25 protein-coding genes are annotated in these 21,856 nt (G+C 44.7%); 9 read left to right on the top strand and 16 right to left on the bottom strand.

All coding sequences use genetic code 11. The features are described 5' to 3' along the window. Positions 1-240 precede the first annotated feature (240 nt). The 11 genes from M2273_RS00645 to M2273_RS00595 form a co-directional block, all read right to left on the bottom strand. Positions 241-666 carry a macro domain-containing protein gene (locus M2273_RS00645; protein ID WP_429391723.1) on the bottom strand — a complete coding sequence of 142 codons (426 nt, stop codon included), beginning with the start codon at positions 664-666 and terminating at the stop codon, positions 241-243. Positions 667-703: 37 nt separating this feature from the next. Continuing rightward, a complete protein-coding gene (locus M2273_RS00640; RefSeq protein ID WP_429391719.1) occupies positions 704-1,555 on the bottom strand; it encodes a PRTRC system ThiF family protein in 852 nt (283 codons plus the stop codon). Beyond that, positions 1,552-2,271 (bottom strand): PRTRC system protein B, encoded by a 720-nt coding sequence (locus M2273_RS00635; protein WP_429391716.1) that lies wholly within the window; start codon positions 2,269-2,271, stop codon positions 1,552-1,554. Before M2273_RS00635 ends, M2273_RS00640 begins: the two co-directional genes overlap by 4 nt. Then, positions 2,268-3,386, bottom strand: coding sequence for a hypothetical protein (locus M2273_RS00630; RefSeq protein ID WP_429391714.1), 1,119 nt, complete (start codon positions 3,384-3,386; stop codon positions 2,268-2,270). The genes M2273_RS00635 and M2273_RS00630 overlap by 4 nt, the downstream gene beginning before the upstream one ends. Positions 3,387-3,436: 50 nt before the next feature. After that, complete coding sequence (locus M2273_RS00625) at positions 3,437-3,652, bottom strand: PRTRC system protein C (RefSeq protein WP_110582421.1); 216 nt, start codon at positions 3,650-3,652, stop codon at positions 3,437-3,439. Positions 3,653-3,663: 11 nt separating this feature from the next. Beyond that, entirely contained in the window at positions 3,664-4,257 is a 594-nt protein-coding gene (locus M2273_RS00620) for a hypothetical protein (protein ID WP_429391712.1), read from the bottom strand. 35 nt (positions 4,258-4,292) lie between these two features. After that, a complete protein-coding gene (locus M2273_RS00615) occupies positions 4,293-4,817 on the bottom strand; it encodes a hypothetical protein (protein WP_429391710.1) in 525 nt (174 codons plus the stop codon). An 18-nt stretch (positions 4,818-4,835) separates the two neighbouring features. Further along, positions 4,836-5,213: a hypothetical protein gene (locus M2273_RS00610; protein ID WP_429391708.1), complete on the bottom strand. Its 378-nt coding sequence runs from the start codon at positions 5,211-5,213 to the stop codon at positions 4,836-4,838. A 7-nt stretch (positions 5,214-5,220) separates the two neighbouring features. Continuing rightward, entirely contained in the window at positions 5,221-5,424 is a 204-nt protein-coding gene (locus M2273_RS00605) for a hypothetical protein (RefSeq protein WP_429391706.1), read from the bottom strand. Positions 5,425-5,511: 87 nt separating this feature from the next. Next, a complete protein-coding gene (locus M2273_RS00600; protein ID WP_429391703.1) occupies positions 5,512-6,582 on the bottom strand; it encodes a DUF932 domain-containing protein in 1,071 nt (356 codons plus the stop codon). A 46-nt stretch (positions 6,583-6,628) separates the two neighbouring features. Continuing rightward, on the bottom strand, positions 6,629-7,060 hold the full coding sequence (locus M2273_RS00595) for a single-stranded DNA-binding protein (RefSeq protein ID WP_429391701.1): 432 nt from the start codon (positions 7,058-7,060) through the stop codon (positions 6,629-6,631). A 644-nt stretch (positions 7,061-7,704) separates the two neighbouring features. On the opposite strand from M2273_RS00595, the gene M2273_RS00590 reads away from it, so the two are divergent. Both M2273_RS00590 and M2273_RS00585 read left to right on the top strand, forming a co-directional pair. Then, a complete protein-coding gene (locus M2273_RS00590) occupies positions 7,705-8,250 on the top strand; it encodes a porin family protein (protein ID WP_429391698.1) in 546 nt (181 codons plus the stop codon). Between the two features lie 903 nt (positions 8,251-9,153). Further along, positions 9,154-9,402 (top strand): hypothetical protein, encoded by a 249-nt coding sequence (locus tag M2273_RS00585; RefSeq protein ID WP_429391696.1) that lies wholly within the window; start codon positions 9,154-9,156, stop codon positions 9,400-9,402. On the opposite strand, the gene M2273_RS00580 is transcribed toward M2273_RS00585, so the two are convergent. Further along, on the bottom strand, positions 9,396-10,379 hold the full coding sequence (locus tag M2273_RS00580; RefSeq protein ID WP_429391693.1) for a hypothetical protein: 984 nt from the start codon (positions 10,377-10,379) through the stop codon (positions 9,396-9,398). The genes M2273_RS00585 and M2273_RS00580 overlap by 7 nt on opposite strands. Next, complete coding sequence (locus M2273_RS00575) at positions 10,376-11,413, bottom strand: HNH endonuclease (RefSeq protein WP_429391691.1); 1,038 nt, start codon at positions 11,411-11,413, stop codon at positions 10,376-10,378. Before M2273_RS00575 ends, M2273_RS00580 begins: the two co-directional genes overlap by 4 nt. Here M2273_RS00575 and M2273_RS00570 point away from each other — a divergent pair. The 4 genes from M2273_RS00570 (at position 11,413) to M2273_RS00555 (ending at position 17,376) form a co-directional block, all read left to right on the top strand. Next, positions 11,413-13,101 carry an RNA-directed DNA polymerase gene (locus M2273_RS00570; RefSeq protein WP_429391689.1) on the top strand — a complete coding sequence of 563 codons (1,689 nt, stop codon included), beginning with the start codon at positions 11,413-11,415 and terminating at the stop codon, positions 13,099-13,101. The two genes, M2273_RS00575 and M2273_RS00570, sit on opposite strands and share 1 nt — an antisense overlap. An 86-nt stretch (positions 13,102-13,187) precedes the next feature. Continuing rightward, positions 13,188-13,781: an RNA polymerase sigma factor gene (locus M2273_RS00565; RefSeq protein WP_429391686.1), complete on the top strand. Its 594-nt coding sequence runs from the start codon at positions 13,188-13,190 to the stop codon at positions 13,779-13,781. A gap of 109 nt (positions 13,782-13,890) precedes the next feature. Then, positions 13,891-15,243, top strand: coding sequence for a hypothetical protein (locus tag M2273_RS00560; RefSeq protein WP_429391683.1), 1,353 nt, complete (start codon positions 13,891-13,893; stop codon positions 15,241-15,243). Positions 15,244-15,273: 30 nt separating this feature from the next. Continuing rightward, the gene (locus M2273_RS00555) at positions 15,274-17,376 is read left to right on the top strand and encodes an ATP-dependent nuclease (protein WP_429391681.1); all 2,103 of its coding nucleotides are present in this window, start codon (positions 15,274-15,276) and stop codon (positions 17,374-17,376) included. 18 nt (positions 17,377-17,394) lie between these two features. Here M2273_RS00555 and M2273_RS00550 read toward each other — a convergent pair whose 3' ends face one another. The 3 genes from M2273_RS00550 to M2273_RS00540 all read right to left on the bottom strand — a co-directional run bounded on the left by M2273_RS00550 (position 17,395) and on the right by M2273_RS00540 (position 18,741). Continuing rightward, positions 17,395-18,081 carry a hypothetical protein gene (locus M2273_RS00550; protein ID WP_429391678.1) on the bottom strand — a complete coding sequence of 229 codons (687 nt, stop codon included), beginning with the start codon at positions 18,079-18,081 and terminating at the stop codon, positions 17,395-17,397. 183 nt (positions 18,082-18,264) lie between these two features. Beyond that, the gene (locus tag M2273_RS00545; RefSeq protein ID WP_429391675.1) at positions 18,265-18,495 is read right to left on the bottom strand and encodes a hypothetical protein; all 231 of its coding nucleotides are present in this window, start codon (positions 18,493-18,495) and stop codon (positions 18,265-18,267) included. 18 nt (positions 18,496-18,513) lie between these two features. After that, a complete protein-coding gene (locus M2273_RS00540) occupies positions 18,514-18,741 on the bottom strand; it encodes a hypothetical protein (protein ID WP_429391672.1) in 228 nt (75 codons plus the stop codon). Positions 18,742-18,802: 61 nt separating this feature from the next. Between M2273_RS00540 and M2273_RS00535 the strand changes: the two genes are divergently transcribed. The 3 genes from M2273_RS00535 to ligD are packed head-to-tail and all read left to right on the top strand — an operon-like array spanning position 18,803 to position 21,855. Further along, the gene (locus tag M2273_RS00535; protein WP_110582408.1) at positions 18,803-18,976 is read left to right on the top strand and encodes a DUF3606 domain-containing protein; all 174 of its coding nucleotides are present in this window, start codon (positions 18,803-18,805) and stop codon (positions 18,974-18,976) included. Between the two features lie 35 nt (positions 18,977-19,011). After that, positions 19,012-19,212, top strand: a complete 201-nt coding sequence (locus M2273_RS00530; protein WP_429391670.1) for a hypothetical protein — start codon at positions 19,012-19,014, stop codon at positions 19,210-19,212. A 24-nt stretch (positions 19,213-19,236) separates the two neighbouring features. Continuing rightward, a complete protein-coding gene (ligD, locus tag M2273_RS00525; RefSeq protein ID WP_429391667.1) occupies positions 19,237-21,855 on the top strand; it encodes a DNA ligase D in 2,619 nt (872 codons plus the stop codon). The last annotated feature ends 1 nt before the right edge of the window (position 21,856 follow it).

The following is a 21,856-nucleotide window of genomic DNA, read 5'->3' as shown; positions in this document are numbered from 1 at the left end:
AACGTGGCGAGAGCCAGCGGAAGATTGGGCGAAAGTCAGGCGCTCACCCAACGCTGAACTGCCTTTTGCGGATGAAAGCAGCAAGTGGCGGAGAGGCCGCGATTTTTTTAAAAGAGCCTGTGTTTTGACAAAGCGAGCGTGGCCGCGGCCGGCGGTCGATTTGGCAGAATTCAGGCTACAACCCAATGCCGAGCTGCCTGTTGCGGATGAAAGGAGCAAGTGGCAGGGAGGCCGCGATTTTTAGGATGGCCCGTAAATCGCTATTTGCATATCCAAATCTCCTATTGCGTTTACTATCATTGGTTTGACGATCTGCCAATCCAGTCCCCCATTTTCACAACCCAAAGCAGGAATTGCGATGCTTTTTATTTTTGTTTCGATCATCCAAGCCCTCAACTCAGCGAGGCCGGTTTCGATGTACCCGTATCTTGACGGATTGCGCCAAAGAGTTTTTGTTGGAAAATTAACAATGACTTTTTCACCATATAGCAAGCTAATATCCTTAACAGCTAGTATAGAACCCATGAAAAATGCGCCATTATTACAAGCATGTTTATATTGTGCATAATTATGAGGAAAAGCGTTTTTAAAGGCAAGGGCAATGCCCTTACCCATTACCCCTACTGTATTGACTGTGTTAACCAAAGCTTCGGCTTCGTCAGCCAATAGGTTACCTTTCTTACAAATTATCATATCACAAAATTTAAGCGGCCTGTTTTTCAGGTTCGTTGTACATGTTTACCACAGGCGCTTCGATTTTAATCGGTTGGGTACGGAACTCTTTCAGGTTCAGGAAGAACCCGTTATTAAATATCATCCCCTCCCTGAAAAGTTGCCAAAGCAAGGAAGAACCCATGTTAGCTAGCGTGGAATTGATGAACAAATCCTGTTTGGTCAATGCCTCCGCCAAAGAACAGCTTGGCGTATCGTCGGTGCTATCGGCATTCTCAAGCAAGCCTTTAAATTTATCAGTAACAAAGGGCAAGTCCTCGACAGGTGTAAACTTAGTAGATTTCGGCTGTTTTCGTTTTCCGATGGTCGATAACAGCACCTGTCCTGTATCCTTGCTGTTACCCAAATCAAGCCAGTAAAGCGGTTTATTACGGAGGTAGTTTTGCAGGTCTTTAAACTGTTTCAGCAGGTCAGCAATAGCAAAACGGGATGCAGCAGTATCTACGCAGGAAATAAAAATATTGGCGTTTCCATCATTTATCCCGCCTGAAAATACCTTACTATCAAAGCGTTTGGTCACTGCTTTCCAGTTCGTACCAAAAAAACGGTTGATCCTATTAATGAGTGCGGATGCCTTGTATAAACCGACTTCCGCTTCAGCAAATAATTGCCTGCCCAGATTGGCGGGGCTCACGGTATCATCATCATAAACCGTGACTACGATGCCGGGATGGTTGAGTGCAAGCATAGCCTGGTTCATTCTTGCCAAACAGGTTAGCATTTGGCTGCCCGTACCCCCTGCCCCAATTAGTGTGACGGTTATGGGATTGGTTGGATTAATTAAATAACTATCTGTAAAATGTACGGCGGTTGGATTTTTCATCGGATGAGGTTATTGAGTTGTGAGCGGTTATTGATTAATACATCAATCGGAAATTCTTCGCCCGTGGCGACAAGGTTTTGCCACAGCTGCACAATGTTGCCTTTAACAGGCTGGTGCTTTTCAAACAGGTGGCTGAAATAACTGTTAAAAAAGTAATCCTGCCATAATTCGATAAACTGCTCCAGTCCGCAATCTTTCGGGATACGGATTTGTACATTTCCCATACAAACCCTGCCATCCTCGTAAACGTTAAAAAACGGTGCATGGCAAAGGGGCGTGTCCTCGAAATAATCAACCTCCCTTACAGCAAATATTTGCAGGCTGTTTTTGCCTGCCCGCCAAATCAGGGCGGGCAGACCTGCCTCCCCCGATTGGATTGCGAGGGATGGCGTAAATAGCAATTTTACTTTTTGGGGTGGCGTGTGCCAAACGGCATAACCGTCTGCGGTGCTTTTCAAAAACAGCACATTTTTGGGTAATAACCCTTTTGGATTTAGAAAACCCTGCGGTTTCTTTTCGTTCGCCTGCAGCGATTTAGCCAGTTTTCCCGCTTCGTTAACCGACAGGGGGTGCGCATTGAACGGGCTACCCTGTTCGTCAATGTCAAAGCTTTCGATGTAATAATCATTTTTCATATTATGTTGGCTTTTCTGATAAATCAGCAAGGCTTTTACGGGATGGAATAAACTGCCAAAACTGTTGGTTAAATCTTTCATGGCTGTGTATAAAAAAGGGAGCATAAATCGGTTATCAATTCGAGCAACTGGTCTTCGCAGGCTAGTTGGTCGGCATATTGCGGTAGTTTTTCGCCAAAGCGGGTGGTTATTTCCGGCTCTTGAAAAGATGGTCTTTCATTAAAATCATCATTCACCATCCGGAATAAGGAGTCGCTCAGCACATCGGTTTCACTGGCAACAAAACCGATGTGTTCGTTCATACCGACATAATTGTTATCTGCATAATAAAAATCGTCGGCATCCTCATCATCAAGATTGCAGGGATTACTGGCATGACTGTACAGGGTGGCATCGGGATAAGTTTGCCATATTCGCCATGTATTTTTAGCGATTGCTAAACTTAGCGTTTCAAAATCCGTGACCGCCCTAAAATTATCAATGAGGGTATCAAGGCTGTGGCGAAAACCTTCGGCCATCATTTTCTGTTGAACAAAATCCCCGACTAAGTTTGCCGTATCAACGGCTTTTTTTTGATTTTGATAATCTTCTTCGTCTGCGCTGTCTTTATCATCTTCTACCCAGTCCGCCAAAATTTCGTAGTTGTAAAACATGTAAGTATCCTCGTCACGGTAATAGCTTAACCCTGCCTCGATATATAAATAGGCAAACACGGCGGTTAAAAGTTCCGCACAACTTTGTTGTTCAGGGATTTGCCACATTTTGTAAACAGGCAGTACCGGAATATAATACAGGCTGAACTCCCTGCGGAGGGATTCTTTGACAGTAATGGTCGTTTTTTCATTCTCCTTTACAATGAATAATTCCCTAAACCTGTATTCATCTTTCAGTTTGGCATTTAACTCCTGCCCTGCCATTAAGATGTTAAAAGGGTAAGGCAGCTTGCGGTAAGCAATCATATCAAGGGAGTAATGTTTTTTCAGAATGGAGAGGGACTTAAAAAAGTCCCCCTCTGTCTCCGAACGTTTGGGCATCTCCGCTCCTGTTTCGTACATGGGCGTAAAGCATTGCCTTAAAAAACCATCGGTACTAATTCCGGCGGTGCCGAGCGCGGGCTGCTCCGTCTTACTTCCTGCGCATCGGGCAGCCTGTCTAAGTCTTGGGCGAATTGGGCGATTTGCTGATGTATTTTCCATTGTGGTTGGGTGCGTTCCTTAATTAATGCTTGATTTGATTTTCTCATGGCTTAACCTTTTGTGCCGATGGTGGATACAAATTCGTATTCCCTGCAATCCCCGTTTATTTCGGGGCCTTTGATTTTGGCGGTGGTCAGTATGGCATACAAACCTGCGAAATGGTTGCAAACCGCTTCGGGGCTAAAATCTTCGTTGGGATCGGTTAAGACTATTCTTTGACCGTTTTCGGTATGGATAAAAACTCGTGGTAATTGTGTTGCTAACATGGCTTTGGGGATTAGGCGTTATAATTGGCAAATGCTTTCTCGTAGAAATTGATTTGTGTTTTTAAGAACTCCGTTTTCTTTTTGAGTTCGTTTTCCTTGTTGGGATAGTCTTCAATCACAGGCAGGATGGCAAGCGCATCACTAAACTTTAACTTTTTAATTAATTCATCTATTTGCAGCATGGTATCGTCGTAAGCTTTTTTCTTATCCTCCTTGCTCACTTTTGGTTCCGGTAGTTCCACACCATCCGTTTTCTTAGCGGTGGTAGTTGCTGTTGCTTGTGTCTTTTCTTTATTTTTTCTGTCTTGCTCCATTTTGGAGGCAAGTTTGGCAGCCTCTATACTTTTAAGGTGTGCTTCCAAATTGGATTGCAGGCCTGCGGATTTTGCAACGGGTGCGGTTATCATATCGAACCAACCGTTATCTAATTCCTCGGCTGTACCTTTCAGGGTGTAAGGGATAATCGTCTTGACGGCTTTGTCGCCACAGGTGGCGTTAAAGAGTTCGGAAACGGTAAGATTACCCGCTTCATCTGTGGTAATTACAATATTCCATGTGCCTGCAAGGTTCAGGCTTGCTATATTTTGAAAGAAATTAGTTGTCATTTTTAATATTTTATTGGTGAATTATTGGGGGATGTTTATTCGTCTTTCAGGATGACTAGGGTATTTCCTTTCATTTTGTAGATAAAACCGCCGTTTGATAAAATGCTCCTGCGGATTAATTCCGTGCCTTCGTCGTCCCATTTAAAATCGGGCTTGCTGTTGGCACGTTTGATTAATTCCTTATTGGAAAGATGCTTGAACATTTTTTTAACAGCCTTGCCCGATTCGTTCTCTATTTTTTTGAGGTATGAGATATAACGGCCAGTGAGATCTAGCCCCTTTTTAAAGGCATCCTTACTGTTGATATAATTTTCCTCATATAAAGTGATTTTTGAATTGGGCAGGTCGATTTCATAACGGTATGTTGCGTTAATGCGCTGTTCGTCCATGGTGCAATGCTCCCGAATGAGTGCTAATTCCTTTACCGCATCTTGTAAATTGAGCAAAGGCAGAATTACATTTTCGACGAAATAGCCTTGTTCGGGTGCGCTGCTGCTATCGGCAACGCAATTGAGATAGTCCCCGTTACTCAGGGTGATATGAAGATTTGAACGTGTCATGTTTTAATTACTAAAAGGTTATGGATTAAAGAATAGGTCAACCGCTGTCTTAAATTTCGGGTCGCTGTGTTTGCCTTTCGCGGTGTAGGTGGTCAGGCAATGGTGCAGGTATAATGCACCGTAACCCTCGAATAACTGGTCGGCAAACACGTTGCTGCTTTTCTCCAGTTGCTTACCGTACCGCTTTATTTTGCGGTCGGCATCTTCGGCAAGCTGAAACCAAAAGTCAACGCCAAACAACTGATTTTTCCAAACCTTGCGCACCTCATCAGGGTTGTCCCTCATGTAAGCGGACAGTGCTTGCGTGTGGGCTAAAAAGCCGGGTATTTCCTGTATAAAAAGGGCATGTATTAATTTTGCCTTATCGACGTTGGTGAAAGATTGCAATGTTTTCATGATATGATTAATTAGTTTGAGGAATGTAGGTGACCATTTTGCCTGTGATATTATCATGGTGGGAAATGGAGGTATAGCCGTGCCTTTCCAAATCGTCCAGATGGCTTCGAATAACCGCAAATTCATATTCGATGCCCCGCCCCGTAAACCTTTCAGATTTGCGGTATTTATAGGCGAACTCATACACATCTTTGCAATCTGCTACGGCCATGACGAATACCCATTTTGGGATTCTGTTCTTAGATTCCATTGCTATTAGGAATTTGGATAAACGGGGGAATTGCTCCCCCGTCCGGGTTTAGTTAAGTGTTAAAAAATTGGTGGTTAAGTGTTTGGAGAAGTCGCTGCACAGGTCAAAGGCGGTTTGCGCTCTTTGCTTGGCTGTTCCCTCGATGATGGACTTAAATTTTGCTTCCCCGTCTTTGTAATTGCGGACGTTTTGAAAATAGCCTGTGACCGAACTATATGCCCCAAACAGAGTTCCCGCTGTGGTTTCCATTTGCTGGGTTGGACTGCTCATGGCATATTCGTACACCTTGTCTACTATGTTGGTATAGGTTGTGGAAAGTTCATCGTTCTTGCCTGCCATCAGGTTATTTAAAACTTCCTTATTCGGCACCATAGCAACCTGTATCAGTTTTTTCACCTCGGCATCGGTAATGCGCACCTTTGACCAATGGTTGAAAACGTCCTTCAATTCATCGGCTAAATTGTTGCTGATTCCCATAAGTTTGTGCGCCTGTTTCAGGCGGTCGTTTGCAGATGCGGTATGACGAATTTTAATGGCATCAGTGTGGTTACGCATGGCAGCGTTAAGGGTATTGTTGCATACAATTCTAATCGGTGTAAATGCTGCGGTGATTGAGCCGAAACCATCGTGAGAGGTGGTTAAAAAAAGGTATTTTTCAATAAAGTCATCCTTGCCAACACGGATGTAACCCGGTAATTTAGCGGTGATGAAAATGCGTTCCCCGTTGCCTAAAGCACCTGCTGTTTCGTATAAAATACCATCACCACCGCCTACGATAGCATCAAAAAATTCAAAGGCATCTATGTTTTGCACGATTTGGTAATCCTTGCCAACTACCCCTAACACTTTTTCGGTGTCGGTTCTAACGTTGGCGAAATAATTAGGAACTTCGATTTCGGGTATTAAAATATCGGAATCGGGGTCGCCTGTATGGTTTTCTGTGTCGAAAGTGAAAAGCGGTCGTTTTTCGACGGTGTAGTCCAGTCCCGCATATTTGATGGCTTCAGCACTGGTCGGGTATTGCTCTACGATTTTTCCTAAACCGTGCCACGCCCTTTGCTTTACACTAAAAAAGGCGTATTCGTTGTTGTCTGCGTTGAAATTCAAGTTATGTGCCATAATCTTTTTGTTTTTTGCTTGTTGAAAATTTGGTAAGTAGATGGGATTAGAATGGTAAATCGTCGTCGTCGTCCTTTCCGGTGGTATCGAGGGCAGCAGGGGAATCGATCATAAATGTGCTTATGTCTTTACCCCCGGTGCTTGATTGCTTTCCCTTTTCGCCTGTGCCTGCGGGAGTGCTGAACAGGTTGATGTCGTTAACGGTGCAGTTGAGCCGGCCCCGCAGCTCCTCTTTTTTGTTTTGGTAGGCCTGCGCCTCCACCCATCCCGAAATTTCAACGATTGCTCCTTTGGTGAGATAAATTGCCAATTTGGGGTTGACCCAATAGGCGCAGTCCACGAATACGGATTTCTCCTTTTTTTCGCCTGCTTTGGTTTTGTAGCGTTGGTTGAGTGCTACGGTAAAATTGGTTACTGATTTGTCGCCCTTAACCGTCTTGACTTCTGCGTTTGCGGTTAACCTTCCTGTGAATAACATACTTTTAAGATTTTGAATGAATTAATTATTTGTTTGCTTTTCTCTCGCGCCCCTGCCCTGATTGATTATTTTTAAAAGAAAAAGGGAAAAAAGAAAGCAAATCGTAAAGCCCGGCAATGGGCAAAAGGAAACGGAATAATTGGAGGGGACCCTCTGGGGAGGCAGCCGTTTATGCCGTAGTCTTTTGCAAACCCCACGACAGTTCCGGGCTTGATTTTAGCTGCGCTTTTTACCCGTTTCGCCTAAAAATATTCATTGATTTAATAAAAAAATGCCGTTGGAGCCGTAGGCGATAAGCACTGCCCAAGAGCCAGAAAGATTAAACATCATTTACCTGAATAGCCTCCGGCTGCAGGTAATGTATTACCATTCACTTTTCGCAACAGCGATAGTGGGCATCGTGCGTTTGTGGATATTACCGGAAAGCCTGGCCTGAAGGGGTTGCCCTATTGCATATTATTTTTTATCTCATCATCGCTTTGAGATTTGCGGCCTAAATTAGAGAGCCACCAGTTATTTGTTACCCTGCACTTGTCCGACCCATTTGACCAATTCCAAAATGATCACCTTAATTGTAGCGATTGAACACTGAAGTACGTATCACATAAAAAGCAAATTACATTTACCGCTAAAAAATCTGTTGTATGAAAATCAGAAAATTACATAATTTGATATTGCTGTGTGTCTTAATTACCGCCGCCAACAGGGTGAATGCTCAAACGAAAGTTGGTATAAAAGCCGGGGTCAACTTTTCGAATGTAACGATGAAAGACGAAAACGGCAATCAGATAAACACCCAATCAGTGCCGGGTATTCTCCTTGGTCTCACGGTTGATATTCCTGTTAGCGGTAATTTTTATATACAGCCGGCAGCTCAATATTCCCGTAAAGGGTATAAGCAGGAAACCGGCGGCTTTTATGGCTCCGCCAGCAACTTTAAAGTTAATGCTTCTTATATAGAATTACCGGTCAGTTTACTGTATAAACCACGTCTAGGTGGCGGCAATCTACTGCTTGGTGCCGGGCCTTATATTGGCTATGGAACCGGTGGTAATTGGAAGTCGGACAGTGATGCAGCTATTGGGGATATCGTTGTAGGAAAAAAGGAGACGTTATTTTTAAAAACAATGCGATGGATGGCGGGGATATTAATTCATATATCTATGGAAAACCACTGGATTATGGATTGAATTTTTTAGCGGGGTATGAGTTCTTCAATAAACTAGCTGTTCAATTGGGCGCACAATTCGGGTTGGCGAATTTGCAGCCGCACATTGATGGTGTAGAGCGGGATGGCAAGCTCAAAAATTCAGGTCTTGGTATCTCGCTTGGCTACAAATTCTGACAGGAAAGTCAATTTTACTTTGCATGGGTCGCCCCAACCCATAATGGCTCAATAGCTGGTAATGCCTTCAGTTTGAATTTCACCAGCGCAGAGCCATTATTTCTCCGTGAAATGTATTGTTGTCACATCGTACTTTTTAACCGGGATAATAATTTTTGGCTTTAGCGTTGCGAATGTTTACCGGTAGTATCTGTATTGATTTCGTTGCTTGTCTTGTGAAAATAGTTCATAAGTGAACTATACCCATTGAGTTCTTTCGTTTTATTTTTAAATAACTTATTGAAAGATTGCGGGTATCCGAAGTTAAGTTGATAAGCGATTTTGCTTACTGTCTGGTGGGTTGTCGCCAACGGGCTTTTTTGCTTTTTTAATGGCAAAATTAAGGACGTGTTGCTGGATGCTTTGCGCGGAGGTCGCGCAGCAAGTCACTTAGGTAATAGGCCGATAAATTAATTATCTTTGACCGGTATTACAACATAGGGCGTCCTTTTTGCAATAATTCCGCATCGTAGTAATATTCCGCAATCAATTGCTCCAGCCTGGAAAGGATATCATGCCTGCCGCTCAAAAACTTGGCGCGACACTGAGCGGAATAGGCCGATCATCTTTCCTAGTGCAGAAAACCGGCAGTGACCGCGACTTATCAGCCTTATACGAAGCAATGGAAGGTCCGCATTTACTCGCTTTTTGCAAAAACACATTGAGGCCCCCCAGAAAACCGGTGCCGCAATAAAGCTATATTTGCCTTATGTCTGAAGACCAAAAGAAATTAAACCTTACACTGAAGGCCATAGCAGAACTCGTCAATAAAGCAGCTGAATATCCTTATATCCTGGATATCATCCGAAAAATGCCAGAAAACGATATTCGATTTGTGATGGATTCTGTCAGCGATGAAGACATTGGCGCTTACTTGGCTTGTTTCGAAGAACTAGATGAGTTCGAGTGGTGCCGCGTGATCCATTTAGTAATGGAAGAGCGACAACAAACTCAATAAGGTTTTTGGGTAGTGTTGTCAAAAAACATATGTCTATTTTTTGTTTGGGGGTCCAGGTTCTGGTAATAGGTTTCGACGAATGGCCGTCCGGAGTGGTTGAACTTGCAATAAAAGTGCGGGGACGAATAATGCTCATCGCCATTCAGGTCGTACTGGAGGATGTCTTCAAAAGCAACGACCTCAATTCTCGCTGCTTTGATAGTCATGGCTTCTTCAAGCGGCTTTTCGCTCGTCCATTGGCCGTCCTCGAATAAGTAGATATTGACGATGCCGGTCACAAAGCCCAGCCCATTATGACTCAACCTGCTGATCTCACCGCCGAACCATTGGGGTTCTTCGTAGGTATTGTAAACATGAGCGGGATAATATTGGTCGTCAATGGAGTGGATGATCATTTTGGAATTTCGAGTTCGTTTGCCGGTATCAAAATTCAGCCAAAGGCCAAAGTCACGCTCAATCTTTTGCTTCATTTCGACCCGGTACTTGATCAGGTCTTCCCGCGGTGCAGCGTAATGGGCATAATTCGGGTAGTAGATTTTGATCGTAGTCTTGGTATTGGCCAGCTTTTTCTGAATGGACTCCCAACCCCAGAAGATAACGGTTGGTTGAAAACCTTTCTCCAGCCTGATAGCTTCACAATATTCATCAAAATCAGGGTCTTCGCTTAAAGTAGTTACAATATATAACGTATCATAACTGAGTGTCGGCTGATGCCCCATCAGCTTATTAATCGTATCTTCAATATCCGCGAAAAGTTCCCTTTTGAGTATAGCTCGGTTCCTCGTCAGGTCTTTCAGTTTACACTGGATCACCGATCGCATGTGATTGGAAAATATATCGATACCCTTTTGCTGATGTCCGTTTTTACCGAATAATTTATAGGATGGTATATCCGTATTTTCATTAAACAGGTCACAGATCAAACTTTCGAATAGTTTAGGATCGTTTAACGGCGGAAGCTGGTAGTCGGGTGTCATGGTTGATGTAATTGTCTTTTTTCAATGATGCGTTCCAGTCGGTTAAATTTACGGACGTGCTCCGGACCCACCTCTTTGGCGATCAGGGCCATAATTTCCAGGTGGTGCCTGGGTAACCACATTTTAATGGCCTTGGTCATCTCCTTACCTTCTAAAAGATCGTAAGCATAGGTGTCATCGATGGGGTCGCCCTCGTAATTGAGGCTAAATATAATAACGGCGTTATGCGCATTGAAAAGTTCGATATACGCGTATAATAATTTGTAATAGGTATCTCCTTTGATATGGATTATATGGGAAACCTCCTGGTCGCCGAGATCATGTATGACGTAATGTTTCGGGTAATAAAAATAACCAATATCATTGAACTTTTTCTCGCCTTTGATGTAAGCCGTAACGTCCTGGCAATAGCTTAGGTCATAACCTTTGCTTAAATAATAATTAAGGCACATTTTCGCTGCCGCCCTGAAAAATTCCGGGCCACCGAACCAAGTGTTGCCTTCGGCATCTGACAAGCTGTTTTTGATCCGGTATTTTGTTTTATCGGGCTCGCGGATGTATTCCTCATCTTCTACCTTGAACTTTTTACTCAGTTCCTTTTTCTTACGATTTTTCAGGATCTCATAATTGGCCTCTGATTCAAAAAGAACAACCTTTTTATCGCCGGTGTCTAATGAAAGCTCATGCCATGGCTCCATGTTTTTTCCAACAACTTTAACAATTCCCGTGTCAGAAATCATTTCGATCCTTATTTTCCGGTCCTTGTTTTCGCGGTGCCGCTTGATACCCAGCAAATCTGTGACCTGACCGATCTGCTTTTCGATATCACTGTCAATGCCATGGCCGAACCGATCATTGCAAGGTTTGCATAGCAATTCGTGCGAGGTCAAATGGCCGCCCAAAGCATTGTTAATAATATGCTCTTCCGACCTGTTGGCATCAGTTAGCTCAGTTTCGCAATTATAACAACGCATAAACAGTATTTCCCATCGTAATATGTAAAGATGCAGGATAAAATGTATTTTTAGCTGCAATGAAATTAAATAAACTTGTAGAGAAGGGTTATTTTCCGGAAGAACTACCTCCACCCTTTAATACAAAGGGATACGCTGCGATCATCAGCATGCTTCTCCCGGATATGGATACTTTTGATCCGGTAACTAAAACACCAGCTAAGAAAAAATCAGGGACACTCACTAAGTACAGTCCCTATTCGATCCCAAAATCCAAATCATACCGCCGGAGTTTGGCTATCGTTCACCCCCTGAGTTTTTTGCGCCTGGCCCAGACGGTCTGTGACGGGTGGACAGATATCACTGCATTAACGGCAAAGTCTAAGCTATCCCTTTCTCCATTAAAGGAGGCTGCAACTTACCGCGCGATAGAACAGCCCTCATTTGATAAGATCACGAAAGAGCGGATACTGCGGGCAACAGGCAGGCGTTATGCTTTAAAAGTAGATATCCAGCGTTTCTATGGCAGTATTTACACGCACAGTATTCCTTGGACGTTGCATACTAAAATTGCCGGTAAAGCAAAAAGAGCCAGATACGAATTAACGGGGAACGCTTTGGACGAGGATGTGCGGAAGATGCAGGACGGTCAAACGATGGGGATTCCCATTGGGCCGGATACCAGCCGTATTTTATCAGAGATCATTTGTTCTTACATCGATCGGCACTTGCAAGATAAAATTGCCGACTTGAAAGGCATTAGAGTTGTAGATGATTATACGCTTTATTTTAAAAGCCTAAGCGATTTGGAAACAGCGAGGGCCGTCCTTTTTAAACTTTTAAAGGATGTTGAACTTGACCTTAACCAGGCCAAGGAAAAGATCATCGAACTTCCGGAACAAATCGAAACAGAATGGTACAATGTTCTCCGGGAATATCAATTTCGCGAAGACAAGGAGTTGCAGCACAAAGACATTATCGCTTATTTCGACAAGTTGTTTTTTTATGCCACCAAATTCCCGGACGATGCAATTTTAAGTTATGGCCTTTCTAAAATAAGCGCGACTATTTTTAAAGAAATTAACTGGCCGATACTGGAAGCTTTACTGTTGCAAGCCATTGTTAAAGATTCTAAATGCTTGCCTTATGTTGTAAAACTGATCATTAGTCATAATGATGAAGAATATGATTTGGATTTTGGGCTGATCGGCGAAGCGTTTCATGAATTTATCATTTATCACCAGGATCTCGACAACCATTATGAAGTGTCCTGGTCGCTGTGGCTTTTTAAAACGCTGGAAATAGACTTGCTGGAAAATGGGGCAAAAATCATCAGCGCCAGCCAGAACGCCGCGATAATCCTTACGGCTCTGGATATGAAAGCAGCCGGTTTAATCCCGAAGGGATTGGACACGACAGGATGGGAAAGCTTATTGGTGGCAGAAAACCTTTACAATGAATTTTGGCTGGTTGCCTATGAAGTAGCCAAAAAGAAATGGCTGCCGGTAAAAAAACCTTACCTACATACGGACCCTTTCTTTAAAATATTGAAAGATGAAGATGTTGAATTTTATGACATGTCACTGAGCATAGATACCTCCAGTGTAAAAATCACATCCTCAGAGATGTCTTTGGTTTCCATTAAATCATCGGCTAAAAAATCAAAAGGCCTGGATGAAGATGCGCTGGACAAGCTGATGGCTGAAATAGAAGACCGGGACACAATTGACCCAGATTATGATCTTGGGGACGATGATATCCCGTTTTAAGTAACCGTTTTTTTGCGATACACTATTTATTCTTTAACATTGATTTTTTATTTAAGTAACTTTAGATAAGCGAACTAGCCCGATTGATGAAAGCGTACTATCTTTATACGGACCAGGAATTTCGCGAACCTTTGCGTTCGGGGGATCAGTCTGCTTATACGGAAATCTATCACCGCTATAAGTTCATTTTGCACCAGCATGCCTGGAATAAGCTGCGGAACAAGGAAGAGGCGCAGGATATTTTACGGGAGGTCTTTACCAACGTTTGGCTGAAACGGGAAACCATTAACATCAGCAGTTATCTTTCGGGCTATTTGTACAGAGCGGTGCGTAACCGCATCGTGGATCATTTTTCGCATAATGAGGTGAAGCTGAAATATGTCAATAATTTAAAACCGGACCTGAGTGACGCGCCTACCGATCACTGGGTACGGGAGAACCAGTTAAATGCAATTATCGAAAAGGAGATCGCCGAACTACCGTCGCGGATGCGGGAGGTTTTCGAGATGAGCCGCAAGCAACACATAACCTATAAAGAAATTGCGGAACAATTAGGCACGTCTGAGGAAACCGTTAAAAAACAGGTTTCCGGCGCGCTGAAAGTACTGCGGGTAAACTTGGCATCCTGGCTTATATCCTCTTGTTTATTCATTATTAGCTTTAATGAGTTTAGCCGTTAAGCGAGCCGGTCCGGTAACCGTGCTGGAGTGGCGGCATGAGCCGACGGAAAAGTTTCTGGGCGCTAACCGAAGTCATATTTACTATGAGATCGGGCTGGCCCGGCCAAACGTGGACAGTACGTTTGATTTTGCAGTCAGGGTCAATATGGTTTATGAAAACCAGTTTAATGGACAGGTTTTTCATAGCCGGATAGAATACATTTTTAATATCGATTATCGGTACGAAGCGCCAACGGTGGAATTTTTATTTCCGCTCATTGACCAGGCAACTTTTGCCTTCGCGCAACTTTTTCATGAACGCGGCAAAGCGACCAATTTGCGTTTTCACCAAGTTCCAAAGCCAAAACTGGCCGATATCCGCGAAACCTTGCAGGAGTCGATCGACCGCTGGGATGCCTCGGCGAAGAAATTCAGGGAGCGCGGTGGCTTCCGGCTCGAACGGTTCAAACATCTACCTGCTATTCCGGAACATAAACAGTATGGTGAACAATACGCATCGACTAATGAACAACGGCTTACTTATAAGCTTTTCCGTAATGAACCGCTGGAAGCCGGCGAGATGGAGATTATTGCGTCCCTCGATGCATTTTACCAGGAATTGAATAAAGGATTAGCTTCGCTTGACTATTCGGCATTCAGCTTGCAGGATTTTCTCGATTTCCGGAACTATATCCACTTTGCCTTTAATTTCCATTTTTTCATCACAAACGAACTGGAAGTAACGTATGAATTATACCGCCTGGTCGTTAACGAAAGTGTTCTACTGCACGATGTCAGCATCACTAACCAGCGTTCGCTAACTTATCCCCCTTTAGCAGTGTTGCAGCGAATCGGTAAGTATAACCGGGCCAGCACCAAAGACAGCACTTTGCTTTACCTCACAGAAAGCGTGGATACTGCGTTAAAGGAACTCCGTCCGCCCGAGGGTAAATTAGTGACGGTTGGGATCTGGAGACCCAGGGAGCGGCGGAAATTTGTTTCCTACCCGATCGAGCACAACGTGGAAGCCGCCGCAGTGAACAGCGAAGTAGCGCAAGGCCGGTTTGCGGTAACCGCCCTAAGTCAGCATCAACATCCCCTTGGCGCACGTTACATGAATAATTATTTTGCATTACTGGCGCGGGAATTCTCCAAACCCGTTAGCCACCATTATGAATATCTTTTATCTGCACTCTTGTCTGAAAATATCTTTGACCTGGAAGACCCTAATCCAGATTTTGATTATGAATGTATCGTTTACCCCAGTGTCGGCAACCGGTTCAAAACGCGTAACCTGGCAGTCAAACCCGCTATTGCCGACAAGGAATTTCAACTGGTTGGGGCTATTGAGTTCCGGGTCGAACAAGGTCTTTATGACCGCGAGCCCTTGCTTACCGGGAACCCGGCCAGCATTTCCGTTGCAACTATTACCAGTTACCGGGAAACGAGAAACGTGAACAAGTCCGGCGATATTTTATGGTAAATCAGTAGCTTTGGTTAAAACCAGGCCTGCATGTATATTTCACAGTTTTTTGCATCCAATTACCGTAGCCTCAAAGAAGTTACGGTACGCTTTGCTAATGGCAAAAATGTCATCGTCGGTAAAAACAATTGCGGGAAATCCAATATCATTAAAGGTATTGAGATCCTGGTTGGCGAGAAGTTCCCTACCTTTCAACCTATCGGGGATAATGATTTCTACACGTATGAAAGTGTCGATGAGGACACGGGTGAGGTCAGCGAGGTGCCGGCTGAAAACCTGTTTCTGGAGGTGACGCTGGAAGGCCGAGATCTTGACCGGGATTTAATTCTCAGCATTAAAAAGCAATCGGCATTTTCGCGCATAAGAGGGCCTGGAGATTTCTATCAAAAAGATCCGGGCACAGGCGCAATCATGGTTAACTATGATTTGTTTCAGAGCTTGGACGACCTGGAGAACCGGCTCGAGGTCGAAGTAATCGATACTTTTTCAGGCGGCCGACAAAAAAAGACACAATGGATGCCGGCTGCGCAGCTGTATGCTTTTATACAGAGCGCGAGAAGATTAAAGGTTTTCTTTTGCAAATCGCGGGTCGATGAGGAAAAAATGGGATTTGGCCTAATCGTCCAGTGCGCGGACGGACATTTCTGGCTAAGCCATTTCCTGTCAAAAAAGTTGCGCGATTCTTTACTAACTACTACGGTGATCAGCGCGACCCGCAGCCATAAAACAGAACTCCGACTGGTGCACTATACCTGGTTTGGTAAACTTGTGGCCGGTATATGGAACAAAAACAAATCGCAGGTCGAAGAAGCGTCCGGTAAAACCTATGAGGAACTGATCAGGCACAGTGCCGAGGAAATCAAAAGCCGGGTGGATATCGTTTTTGCCAGTAACATACAGCTGGTCAAAACACTACTGGAAGGCGCCATTGCCCATAAAGCCATCTCTTTCAAATTCCTGGATAATGCCAAGGATGAACTCTATAAAAATGTCCAGTTGTTTGTCAATGACGGCATCGACCGCCCGATCCATGAAAAGGGAACGGGTATTCAAAGTGCCGTCATCATCGCTTTATTCTCGCTCTACTGTAATGAATACCATAATAATAGTTCGCTGCTGATCGCGGAGGAACCGGAACTATTTCTGCATCCGCAGGCCCGCCGGGTGATCTCCGCCGAGCTGAACAAGTTCCTGAACGGTTCGGAAACGCAGGAACGCCAACTGATCATCAGTACACATTCGACCGAATACTTAAAGCACGTCGATCTTTTTAATATTACGAGAGTATTTAAGGATGCAGCCGGTAACTTTACGATCGCTAAACAACTCGACCGGGATACCTCCGGGCTAGTGACCATGGAGCTCAAGCGTTTTCTTTGGTCGAACAACAGTGAGATCTTTTTTGCTGATAAAGTTATCTTGGTGGAAGGTGGTGAAGTTTTCCTGATACCGGCCATTGTCGATAAAGTCAGCGGCATCCGGCAGAAACTCGACTATGATAATATTTCCGTGGCCCGGGTGAATGGTAAAGGCGCATTTTTGATCTACGCCAGGATGCTGGATTGTTTCCAGATCGATTACCTCATCGTTGGCGACCTGGATTGTTTCAAAGACGAAGTGCGTAAACTGGCGGATCATCTCAAGTTGACCACGGTGGTGGAAGATATCGGGCGTATCAAAACTGCTATCGGTCAAATGGAGGTTGATTACCAGCGTATCGACGACAGGATCAAGAATGTCGAGAAGAATTTTGACGCGCAGGTATTGAAACAATTGTTCGAGCAAGTTCTCGACGGAACGGCCGATCCCGCCAGTACCGAACTATGCGATATCGTCAGTTATATGCAAACCCGTTATACCAAAGGCGACCGTGAAAAGGTCATTATCGACACTATGGGTGAAGAAGCCTTTGTGAGGCTACAGCAAACATTACGCGATAACAAAGTCTTTATCTGGTCAAAGGGTGAACTGGAGCAATATTACCAGCCCGGGGCCAGGCAACTGATCGGCAGTAAGGACATTAAAGCGCTGCAATTATCTTATATCCTGAATGAAGATGAACAACTCATCGAACAACACATGACCCATATCGAAGAAATCAAGGAACTGGTTGGACATATCCTTAAAAAGTAAGGCAGATGAATTTTTCGATCAACAATGGGAATGCCTTTCCATGCGATACCCGGGCTCGTATTCGCTGATCTCGACATCTCCAAAATCGACCTTTCCTGAATTATACAGAATATGGAGTGAAGGATTCGTATTCGCGGACACCATTTGCTCAAATTTCTCTTTGCCCAAGTCGGTTTTATTGAAAAATGCAAAAATTCCATACAACCTGTCATTGCCGTTACTCCTGGCACGAACGATATTTTGAAGCCGGCTGATTTTGTCAAGATCAGCCTGGTAAGTATTCACTTCTTCGTCCTGAATGCCCTTCGTATTCCGGCAAAACTTCAATTCAATGATGATCGTATGGCCGCCAAGTTCAAAAGATTTGGACGGAAGCTTGCCGAAATTACGGTTCCTGGTCGCCTCGATCTTAAATTCAACGGAGTGAAAAATACTCAGGTGCCGGGGATGAACAATAGTAATATCCGGTACCAGCGTTAAAAATCCTTTCTCGTCATAGAACTTGACTTCAGTATGAATGGGGCTGCCATAATTATCCTTGTTTATCGTTGGCATGCGTGAGGGCATCAGTGGTTTCAACCTTGCAAATAAGTTACATTTCAAATCATCTTCCGTCAGGATCATCGCCTGGTTGGACTGATATTCAATTTCAAGCAGCTTGATTTCTGTCAGGATTTTCGCTACTAAGGCTTCATCTATTTCCATGGCTAAATTTAGGCCTATAGTGCATTAACAAATCATTAATTTTATTTTAATTCCCGATACCCCACTCTATCAGCGCTTGCCGTTTCACTTTTATGGATGAGCAATGTAAATTCATCAGATCGACAAACGATAGGGGTGCTAGGGCAGTTCCCGTTCGCATTTGGGGCAGGTCCAGCTCGTAGTTTAACACGCATCCAGGATAACTATCCATTTGTTATCATCATCGAGCGCATAGGTCAGGCCATCGCTCATTTCGTAAACATGCCGACCGAATTTTTCGCTGTGAAAGCTTTTAATTTCGCGGATGATCTGACCGTTATTTTCCTGGCGGAGATAGAACAATAAAGCGCTCAATGAGGGCGACACGTCGTTCAGTTTTTGGTATTCCCCTTCTTTTACAAATGCTGAACTCATAATTTTATTTTATAATCATTAAACAGTATGCGCCTCGATGTTTAAGCCGATCTGGAAGATGACCTCTTCGTCGAGCCCGCCCGGATTATCGCATACGTGCAGGTATTCTTCCTCGTCCGGTTCAAATACAGCAACCAATGTGCCGTTCTCATAGACCTGATAGGCGCAATGTTCCTGCCGCAGAATACGCACCTCAAAATAAAAGACATCTTCTGCACCGTTGACCCTGATCTCAAACTTTTCCATCAAAAGATAAAACCCATTGATATTGAATTTGTTATTCTTCTAACTAAAAAAATTAACTAATATGGCAACAAGAGGCGCAAAAGTGGAAAGGAACTCCGTATCGGAGCAGCCGCACGAACTGAAATACGAAGCAAGGAAAGAAGGCACGACAGCGAAAAACGTAGAGGCCGCGAAAAAAGCGACCGGCAGCAATAAGCGCGCTGCGGTTGAAAAGAAACTTGAAGGGAAAAAATAACAAAGCGCTTTTCCGGTAAGGCCCCGCAAGGGGCTTTGCCATCTAAAAAGAAAGCCATGAAAGACAAAATTAAAAATCAGAGTCAGCACAAAAACCCGGCGGATAAGGACGAGCTGTCACAGAAAGAGCTGATCGCAGGCACCAGTACGTTTTCGTTGACTGGTCCGCCTCATGCCGCGCTCGAAACGCCTGATGGCAAGAACAATGGCGCGGAACCCGCCGTTTACCAAAACTAGCGCAAGTCCCAAACCTGATGTACGATGGCCGAACTGGAACAATACAAAGCCAAGCGGAATTTTAAAAAGACCGCGGAACCTGCCGGCGGTAAGGCCGGCACGGATAAGCTTTTGTTTGTCGTCCAGAAACATGACGCCTCGCATTTACATTATGATTTCAGGTTAGAAGTAAAAGGCGTACTAAAAAGCTGGGCGGTGCCGCGCGGCCCATCGATGGACCCCGAGGAAAGAAGGCTTGCTATGCCGGTTGAAGACCATCCCTACGATTATAAAGATTTTGAAGGCATTATTCCTAAAGGACAATATGGCGGGGGTACGGTCATCGTCTGGGACGAGGGCTGGTATGAACCGGCTGCGGATGAAAAGCTGAAAGATAAGGCCGCTAAAGAACATTGGATGATGTCCAATTATTATAAGAATGCGCTGAAGATCACCCTGCATGGTCATAAGCTCAAAGGCGACTTTATCCTGATCAAATTTAAAGAAGACAAATACGAAGGCGGCTGGCGGCTGATCAAAGCGGACGATGAATACGCCAGCAAACACGATATCCTTTTGAAGGACAAATCGGTCGTGTCTAAAAAGACGGTCGAAGAAATGGCCGGCGACCAGCAGGCTGATGTCTGGCAAAGTAACCGCGCGCCCGAAAAAGCAGAAAAGCCGACCTCTGGCATGGACGACCTGAAAAAACAAGGCATCAAAAAGATAATGCCGAAATCGGTCAAACCGATGCTATGCACCCTGACGAAAGAAGTTGTGCCGGATGCGGATTATTTGTACGAGGTAAAATGGGACGGCTACCGTATCATCTCTTACATTGAAAAAAAGAAAGTCCGTATGGATTCCCGCAGCGCGCTGGACTATACCAAAAAGTACCCGCCGGTTGCCAAAGCGCTGGAAGAATTTGGCCATGATGCGGTGCTGGATGGCGAGGTGGTGGTTTTTAACGAAGAAGGCAGGCCGGACTTCGATGCCCTGCAAACTTTTAACGGACAGGATACGCCCATCAACTATTGTGTTTTTGATATTCTCTGGATCGATGGTTATAATTTAATGGGTTTACCATTAACGGATCGCAAGACAATTTTGAAGGAATTGCTCAAAGGCAACGAAGTGCTGCGCTTTAGTGAATCGTTCGACGATGGCGAAGCGCTTTACCAGCAGGCGCTCGACCTCGACCTGGAGGGTATTGTTGCCAAACGAAAGGACAGCCCCTATGTGCCCGGCGCCCGCGATACCCGCTGGCTGAAAACGCCGACGCGAAAGCGGCAAGAGTTTGTGATCGGCGGCTGGGCGGAATCGGATAAAGTGAGATCATTCCGGTCACTTTTATTTGGCGCTTATAACAGCAAAGGAGAACTGGAATGGATCGGCCGTTCGGGCGGCGGCTATAAGCAAAGCGAAATGCCGGGTATCCTGTCCCAATTGCAAAAACTGGAGCAGGACAAAACACCCTTCATCAATAAAGTACTGGATACGAAGGGCGCCAAGATCCATTGGGTAAAACCTGAACTGGTCGCTAACTTCGAGTTCGCCACCTGGACAAAGACCGGGCGCATCCGCAAACCCGCTACCTTTCTCGGCTTTCGGCTGGATAAAAAAGCCTCCGCAGTAGTACGGGAAATACCACTCTCCGATGAGCAGGAACAGGAAATTATCGAGGAACCCAAAGTAAAAGAACCGGTAGTAGCCTCCGCGGACAGCAACTGGCCAAAAATCGAAAACAAAAGGATCGAATCCGAACGGGATTTCGAATTCGCCGGACAAACGGTGACCATGAGCAATATCGGCCAGGAACTCTGGCGCGGCGTTACCAAAGCAAGGCTCATCACGTATTACCACAGCATCTGTAATTACATCCTGCCTCACCTAAAAGACCGACCGCTTTCCCTCCATATCAAACCAGATGGGGCGATGGCACCCGGATTTTACATCAAGGACATGGAAGGCCACGAACCAGATTATCTGCATATTTTCACTGACCAGCGCCGGCATCCAAAAAGGGGTAAACGTAATGAGATCGATTACGCCGTCTGCGATAACGAAGCCGCACTGCTATACCTTATTAACCTCGGTAATATCGATCTTAACCCCTGGAGCTCGCGCATTAGCAGCCCGCAAGAGCCGGATTTTATCAGCATAGACCTCGACCCGTCTGATGAAGATTTCGGCAAGGCGATCAAAACGGCACAGGCCGCGAAAAAGGTCTTCGAAGAATATAAATTACAAAGCCTGGTCAAAACCTCCGGCAAAACTGGCATCCATTTGTTTTTGCCCTGCCAGGGTTTTACTTTTCCGCAAGCCCGCATTTTAGCTGAAAAGATTTGCCAACGAATTGCTGACGACGTACCGGACATTGCCACTACCGAAGTAACGATCGAACATCGCGGCACTAAACTGTTTGTAGATCCCAGCCAGAATGACTACGCGGATACTTTAGCCAGCGCTTATTCGGTGAGGCCCTATAAACACCCAACCGTTTCCACGCCGTTGGAATGGAAAGAGCTGAAAGACAAGGTCGACCCTTTTAGGTTTACGATGGATACCATACCCGAACGCCTGGAAAAAAAGGGCGACCTGTGGGTTAATTTGCTGAATAAAAAGATCCGGACAGCCAACAGTAAAGTGCTACTAAAACTGTAAG

Source organism: Mucilaginibacter lappiensis, from assembly GCF_050433765.1.
Lineage (GTDB): Bacteria > Bacteroidota > Bacteroidia > Sphingobacteriales > Sphingobacteriaceae > Mucilaginibacter > Mucilaginibacter lappiensis_A.
Note: the sequence above shows the minus strand (reverse complement) of the source record. Positions and strands in the feature narration are given on the sequence as shown.

Coding starts and splice junctions, on each gene's coding strand:
- M2273_RS00535 (WP_110582408.1), top strand. CDS start 18,803: ATGGCAACAAGAGGCGCAAAAGTGGAAAGGAACTCCGTATCGGAGCAG.
- M2273_RS00570 (WP_429391689.1), top strand. CDS start 11,413: ATGAAATTAAATAAACTTGTAGAGAAGGGTTATTTTCCGGAAGAACTA.
- M2273_RS00590 (WP_429391698.1), top strand. CDS start 7,705: ATGAAAATCAGAAAATTACATAATTTGATATTGCTGTGTGTCTTAATT.
- M2273_RS00635 (WP_429391716.1), bottom strand. CDS start 2,271: ATGAAAGATTTAACCAACAGTTTTGGCAGTTTATTCCATCCCGTAAAA.
- M2273_RS00630 (WP_429391714.1), bottom strand. CDS start 3,386: ATGGAAAATACATCAGCAAATCGCCCAATTCGCCCAAGACTTAGACAG.
- M2273_RS00540 (WP_429391672.1), bottom strand. CDS start 18,741: ATGGAAAAGTTTGAGATCAGGGTCAACGGTGCAGAAGATGTCTTTTAT.
- M2273_RS00640 (WP_429391719.1), bottom strand. CDS start 1,555: ATGAAAAATCCAACCGCCGTACATTTTACAGATAGTTATTTAATTAAT.
- M2273_RS00595 (WP_429391701.1), bottom strand. CDS start 7,060: ATGTTATTCACAGGAAGGTTAACCGCAAACGCAGAAGTCAAGACGGTT.
- M2273_RS00585 (WP_429391696.1), top strand. CDS start 9,154: ATGTCTGAAGACCAAAAGAAATTAAACCTTACACTGAAGGCCATAGCA.
- ligD (WP_429391667.1), top strand. CDS start 19,237: ATGGCCGAACTGGAACAATACAAAGCCAAGCGGAATTTTAAAAAGACC.
- M2273_RS00555 (WP_429391681.1), top strand. CDS start 15,274: ATGTATATTTCACAGTTTTTTGCATCCAATTACCGTAGCCTCAAAGAA.
- M2273_RS00580 (WP_429391693.1), bottom strand. CDS start 10,379: ATGACACCCGACTACCAGCTTCCGCCGTTAAACGATCCTAAACTATTC.
- M2273_RS00600 (WP_429391703.1), bottom strand. CDS start 6,582: ATGGCACATAACTTGAATTTCAACGCAGACAACAACGAATACGCCTTT.
- M2273_RS00615 (WP_429391710.1), bottom strand. CDS start 4,817: ATGACACGTTCAAATCTTCATATCACCCTGAGTAACGGGGACTATCTC.
- M2273_RS00550 (WP_429391678.1), bottom strand. CDS start 18,081: ATGGAAATAGATGAAGCCTTAGTAGCGAAAATCCTGACAGAAATCAAG.
- M2273_RS00545 (WP_429391675.1), bottom strand. CDS start 18,495: ATGAGTTCAGCATTTGTAAAAGAAGGGGAATACCAAAAACTGAACGAC.
- M2273_RS00620 (WP_429391712.1), bottom strand. CDS start 4,257: ATGACAACTAATTTCTTTCAAAATATAGCAAGCCTGAACCTTGCAGGC.
- M2273_RS00610 (WP_429391708.1), bottom strand. CDS start 5,213: ATGAAAACATTGCAATCTTTCACCAACGTCGATAAGGCAAAATTAATA.
- M2273_RS00625 (WP_110582421.1), bottom strand. CDS start 3,652: ATGTTAGCAACACAATTACCACGAGTTTTTATCCATACCGAAAACGGT.
- M2273_RS00605 (WP_429391706.1), bottom strand. CDS start 5,424: ATGGCCGTAGCAGATTGCAAAGATGTGTATGAGTTCGCCTATAAATAC.
- M2273_RS00565 (WP_429391686.1), top strand. CDS start 13,188: ATGAAAGCGTACTATCTTTATACGGACCAGGAATTTCGCGAACCTTTG.